This is a genomic window from Hydrogenibacillus schlegelii (assembly GCF_001653195.1).
Lineage (GTDB): Bacteria > Bacillota > Bacilli > Thermicanales > DSM-22653 > Hydrogenibacillus > Hydrogenibacillus schlegelii.
On record NZ_JXBB01000036.1, the window covers coordinates 1 to 5,551 of the forward strand.

The 5,551-nt window shown below is 66.0% G+C and carries 6 protein-coding genes and 1 pseudogene; 2 read left to right on the top strand and 5 right to left on the bottom strand.

What is annotated here, in order from left to right; all coding sequences use genetic code 11:
* From SA87_RS14080 to SA87_RS09285, 3 genes and pseudogenes are all read right to left on the bottom strand, one after another.
* A pseudogene (locus SA87_RS14080) lies at positions 1-157 on the bottom strand (MBL fold metallo-hydrolase); the annotation flags it as partial.
* A gap of 28 nt (positions 158-185) precedes the next feature.
* Positions 186-779: a hypothetical protein gene (locus SA87_RS09280; RefSeq protein ID WP_066202314.1), complete on the bottom strand. Its 594-nt coding sequence runs from the start codon at positions 777-779 to the stop codon at positions 186-188.
* Positions 780-797: 18 nt separating this feature from the next.
* Positions 798-1,985: an NAD(P)/FAD-dependent oxidoreductase gene (locus SA87_RS09285; RefSeq protein WP_066202316.1), complete on the bottom strand. Its 1,188-nt coding sequence runs from the start codon at positions 1,983-1,985 to the stop codon at positions 798-800.
* A 223-nt stretch (positions 1,986-2,208) separates the two neighbouring features.
* Here SA87_RS09285 and SA87_RS09290 point away from each other — a divergent pair, with 223 nt between their 5' ends.
* Positions 2,209-3,348: a PAS domain-containing sensor histidine kinase gene (locus SA87_RS09290; RefSeq protein WP_066202319.1), complete on the top strand. Its 1,140-nt coding sequence runs from the start codon at positions 2,209-2,211 to the stop codon at positions 3,346-3,348.
* Positions 3,345-4,019: a response regulator transcription factor gene (locus SA87_RS09295; RefSeq protein ID WP_066202320.1), complete on the top strand. Its 675-nt coding sequence runs from the start codon at positions 3,345-3,347 to the stop codon at positions 4,017-4,019. The genes SA87_RS09290 and SA87_RS09295 overlap by 4 nt, the downstream gene beginning before the upstream one ends.
* 47 nt (positions 4,020-4,066) lie before the next feature.
* Here SA87_RS09295 and SA87_RS09300 read toward each other — a convergent pair whose 3' ends face one another.
* Positions 4,067-4,810, bottom strand: a complete 744-nt coding sequence (locus tag SA87_RS09300) for an IclR family transcriptional regulator (RefSeq protein WP_066202323.1) — start codon at positions 4,808-4,810, stop codon at positions 4,067-4,069.
* Between the two features lie 40 nt (positions 4,811-4,850).
* Complete coding sequence (locus SA87_RS09305) at positions 4,851-5,222, bottom strand: YugN family protein (protein WP_066202322.1); 372 nt, start codon at positions 5,220-5,222, stop codon at positions 4,851-4,853.
* Positions 5,223-5,551 lie beyond the last annotated feature (329 nt).

Consider the following 5,551-nt stretch of genomic DNA (forward strand, 5'->3'; position numbering starts at 1 on the left):
CGGCGCCGACGATGCGGACGCCTTCCCGGGCGGCCGTCTCGAGGTACGGCTCGATGTTCCGCATCGGGTCGATGACGATCGCCTCGCCGGTCGCCTGGCAGCCGACGAGGTACGAGTAGTGGGCGAGCTTTTCGTCGACAAACGTCCGAAGGAGCATGCCGGTCGCCTCCTTGGATTCTTGTTGCTTACGATCGTCCGTGTCCTTTCCGTTCACCGAGGACGCTGGCGGCGGCCCGGAGGGTGATGAGAAGTTCCTGCACGACGGGCTCTTTGAGGAGTTTCATCAAGCCGAAGACGCCGACCGGCGTGCGGTCTTCCTGCGCCCGGCGGCGGATGGCGTCGACGAGGGCTTTGGCCTCGGCGGCCTTTTCTTTGAACGGCGCCACGTAGCTCTGGACGCTTTCACAGAGGTAGCGCTGCGATTCCTGATCCTCCGCCAGCGCGACGGCAAACTCGACCATCGGTTCGATCTTGTCGAGGAGGGCGACGAGGCGCGGCGCCTTGTCGAGCAGCCGGAGCAGGGCGGCCAGCGTCTCCCGGTCGAGGGTGACCGGAGGCCAATCTTCTTTCAGGCCGCTGAGGAGATACGTCAGGGACTCCCGGTCGGCGAGGAGATGTTCGGCGAAGGCGAGGAGGTTGCCGAGGGCCTTGAGGCGGGCCGCCCACTCGGGGAGATCGTGCAGGAGGTCGACGAGGGCCCGTTCGACGGCCGGATCGGCGAGGACGGCTTCGAGGGTCGGCGCATCGTTGGTGGTGCGGGAGGCGCGTTCGGCGGTCATCGGCGTTCCTCCTTTGCGTCACATCACGCCTTTGAGCATGCCGTCCCAGTAGATGATCGGGAGGAGTTCCTTCTTGAGCACGTACATGGAAAAGCGCTCTTTGGCCTGGTCGAAGGGAAACGTCTCGCTCGGCACGTCGCCGTAGACGAATTCGGCGAGCATGAGGCGGCCGTAGCCGGTCACCAACGGGCAGGAGGCGTAGCCGTTGTAGCGGGCGGACAGCGGTTCGCCCCGGATGGCGGCGAGGAGGTTGTGGACGAGGACCGGGGCCTGCTTGCGGATGGCGGCGCCGGTTCGGGCCGTCGGAAGGTTCGTGTTGTCGCCGATGCCGAAGACGTTCGGGTAGCGTTTGTGCTGGAGCGTGTGCATGTCGACGTCGACCCAGCCGGCGGCGTCGGCGAGGGGGCTTTCTTTGATGAAGTCGGGGGCGCTCTGCGGCGGGACGACGTGAAGGAAGTCGTACGGCATCCGCACCCGATCGCCGCTTTCGAGATTTTCAAAAATCGCTTCCTGCTTGACGGGGTCGAGGGCGACGAGGTTGTGACGAAAGTGCGTCTCGATGTTCCGCTCGCGGACGATGCGGTTTAGGGTGGCGGCAAACTTCGGCACGCTGAAGATCATCGTGCCGCCGGAGACGAAGCGGACGGTCGCCTTGGCGCGCACGCCTTTTCGGCGCATGGAGTCTTCGGCGAGGTACATGATTTTCTGCGGCGCGCCGCCGCACTTGACCGGGGTGTTGGGGGCGGTGAAGAGGGCCATCCCGCCTTCAAACCGCTTCAGGGCATTCCACGTTTTTTCGACGGTGTCGAAGGCGTAGTTCGAGCCGACGGTCCCCGATTCCAGCGCTTCTCGGATGCCGTCGATTTTGTCCCAGTCGAGTTGGATGCCGGCGGCGACGACGAGCCAGTCGTAGGCGATCGATTCGCCGCTTTTGAGCACGATTCGGTTTTCTCCCGGGAGGAACAGTTCGACGGCGTCGCGGATCCAGACGGCCCCCGGCGGGATGACCCGTTCTTCCTCCCGGACGGTGACGCTCAGGGGCGTGATGCCGGCGCCGACGAGCGTCCAGAGCGGCTGGTAGTAATGTTTTTCCGACGGCTCGATGATGGCGATTTCGCCGGATAAGGCCCGCCAGCGGCGAAGGAGCTGCGCGGCGACGGTGATGCCGCCGGTCCCGCCGCCGACGATGACGATTTTGAAGCGCATCGGTTTCCTCCCCCATCCGGAGTATGGTATGGTTTTAGTAACCCGGGACGGCGGTTGAGAAAAGCGTATCATGGGACCGCTTTCAAGCCCATCGGGGAATCCACTGAATCGATGGTGTTTTCACTTCTGTCTGTCGTCACATCTCGGCCGGGGGCGTTCGACCGGAACGGAGCAGGAACGATCGCCGGATCGCCGGAAAGACGACCGGGAAGGGAGGGGGCCGATGGGGACGCCGGCGCTCGATGCCCAGACGTTGGGCAAAATTTTGAACGCCTTAAACGACGGCGTCGTGGTCATGGATCGCCGCCGGACGATCACGTACCTCAACCCGGCGGCCGAGCGAATGACCGGCTGGCAGCTCGGAGAGCCGGTGCCGTACTGCCGGTTCTGTCAGGAACGGGAAGTTGCCGAAGGCGAGGAGCGGTGTTTTTTGGCCGCCCAGCAGGCGATCGATGAGCTGGAATCGGAGATGCCGACCCGCTGGGGGACGATGGTGCCGGTGACGATGACGCGGTCGTTTCTGGTCGACGTCGAGCCGAAGGCGGGGCACATGGTGATCACGATCCGGGACGCGACGGTCCGACGCCAGGCGGAGGCGCTCCGGCGCCGGGCGGAACTCCACCGCCGGACGCTGGAGGTGCTGGAAGCAGAGCGCCGGCGCCTGTCGCTGGAAATCCACGACGGCGTGCTGCAGCTGCTCTACGGCGTGCGCCTCGGCCTGGACGATCTCGCCTACGAGGTGCAGGGCGTCCCGGAGAAGGAGCAGAAGGTGCGTCACCTGATCGGACTGCTGGAAGAAGGGGTCGGGGAGCTCCGGGCGCTGTCGCAGGCGCTCTATCCGCCGGCCCTCGACGATCTCGGCCTGACGTCGGCGCTCCGGCAGCTGGCGGCGCAGTGGACCGGCCGTACGGTGGAGATCGAGGTGGTCGGGGCCTTTCCCCCGACGGTCGAAGCGGCGCTTCAGGGCCGGCAGGCGACCCACGTTTACCGGATCGTGCAGGAAGCGATTCACAACGCCGTCTTTCACGGCCGAGCCCGGACGGTGCTGGTCCGGGTCGGCTGCGGAACGTGTACGTGTCGGGTGCTCATCGTCGACGACGGCCGGGGATTTGACGTCCGCCGGGCGGCCGAAGCGTCGGGGCTCGGCCTCCGCAGCATGGCGGAACGGGCGGCGTCTATGGGCGGACGGCTCTGGATCAAGTCGCGGCCGGGGCGTTGCACGCGCCTTTGGTTTTGCTTTCCCCGGCCGGAGCCGCCGGAGGCGGCGGACCGCTGTGACCGCCTCTGCCCGCCAAAAGCGTCCTGGTCGGAGGCGGCGTGGGCGTCCAGGGCGCGGGGCGATGCAAAGGGGGGAAGGCGATGATCCGGGTGGTCATCGTGGACGATCACGCCGTCGTCCGGCAGGGGCTCCGGCTCATCCTGGAGCGGACAGGCGACATCGCCGTCGTCGGCGAGGCGGCTTCGGGGGAGGAAGCGCTGCGGGAAGTCTTCCGGAAACCGGTCGACGCCGTTCTCCTGGACGTCCACATGCCGAAAGGGCTCGACGGGATCACCGTGGCCCGGCGGCTGGCGGAAGATTTTCCCTGCGTGCGGGTCGTCATGCTGACGATGTTCGACGACACGGCGCATTTGCAGGCGATGCTGGCCGCCGACGTGGCCGGCGTGGTGTTCAAACACGATGAACCGGAGGAGATCGTGCGGGCGCTCCGGGAGGGGGCAAAAGGGCGGCCGTATCTCCCGGAGCGGGTCCGCCTTCGCTACGGGGGGATGATCCGGGACGTGGGGAACCAGGCCGCCGGCAGGCAAAAGCCCCTTTCGACGCGGGAGACGGAAGTGCTCGTCCTCATGGCGCAGGGCCATTCGAACAAAGAAATCGCCCAGGCGCTCCACCTGAGCGTCAAGACGGTGGAAACGCACCGGGCGAACATTTTGCGCAAGCTCGAGCTCAAAACCCGGGCCGAGCTCGTCGACTATGCGCTCAAAAACGGGCTCATCGTCACGCCGCCGGCGGAGGGGTCGATGAGCGGCGGATGAGCCGTCGGCAACGGGTTTTTCCCTTCGTCGGACGCCGCGGGCCGGCGTCATCGGACCAGCTTTTCCATTCGCCGGCCGGAGGCGAGAAGTTCCGGCAGCATCTCCTCCATCCGCCGCCGGGAGAGGCGCTGCACCGGACCGGAGACGGTCAGGGCGGCGAAGATGTCGCCGTTCGGTCGAAAGACGGGGATGCTTACGGCCGCCACCCCTTCCTCCCGTTCTTCGAAGCTCATCGCGTAGCCCTTCCGGCGGACGTCGTCGATCTCCCGCCGGAAGGCGGCCTTGTCGATGCCCGCCGGCCAGTCCGGATGTTCGAGGAGCGCCTCGAGCACGTCCGACGGCGAGAAGGCGACGAGGACCTTGCTGGAGGCGCCGACGAAAAGCGGCAGCCGCTGACCGATGGGGGCGACGCGGCGGATGACCTGATTGCTCTGGACGGCCTGGACGCGGATGCGCTCCAGGCCGTCTCGGATGTAGAGGCTCACCGTCTCTTCGACGGCATCCCGGAGCCGCTCCATCTCCGGCAGGACGAGGGCCAGCGGATCGTCGGCGTGGTTCATGCTGGCGGCGAGCTCGAAGATGCGAAAGCCGAGGCGGTATCGGTCGGTGTCCGGGTCTCGGACGACGAACCCTTTCCGCTCCAGAGTGTGCAGCAGGCGAAAGACGGTGCTTTTGTGGAGGCCGACCGCTTTGGCGACCTCCGTCAGCCCGAGCTCTCGCTGTTCGGTAAAGGCGAGCAAAATGTCGAGCGCCCGTTCGACGGAACGGACCGATCCGCGGTCTTCGTCCATGGCCATCGGGTCCGGTCTCTCCTTAACGTTAGGGTCGGCGTCAGGCGATGCGAAACGCCGCTTCCACCTTCAGCCGCTCGTGCAGCGTCCGGAGGACGGCTTCCGCCTTGGCGACCATCTCCCGGGGGATGTCGCCGTCGTAATCAAAGCCGCGATGGTATACGGCCCGGAGGAGGCGGATATCCCGGACGATGATTTCGGCTTGCGGCTGTTCGATGTAGCCCCGAACGGCGTCGACGTCGAGCCGCAGGTAAAAGTCGACGTCCGTCTTGCTCTTGTGGAGCACGTAATCAAAGGCGGCGGTATGGTAGTCGAACGTTTCGTTCATGGCAAAGCCGAGGCTTTCCACGGTGTCGCGAAACGGGCCGAACCGGTAGGTCCGGCCGATGAGAGGGCTTTCGACGCGCCGCATGCCCTTCCCTCCATTTTTTCATATTGTACGTGCGCTGTTCTTTATTTTAACATAGGTCCGTTGACCTCCTCCCCGGAATGAATTCCGGGGATTCCCACGGGGAGGTTAGCGCTTGCTCGGCCTCATGCCTTTCAGCTTCGGCCTCATCGCAGCGCCATCTGGGCCGGGTCATCGGCCCGCCCCGGCTGCGTTCCGCCGAAAAGCGTTACCGCACCGGGCGGCGGCCCTCGAACGGCGGCTTACGCCGCCTCGGCCAGGCCGCTAATCGCGAGGCTGATATTCCAGGCGCCGACGGCATCCGCGTGTCCGCGGTAGCCGCACTTCCGGCA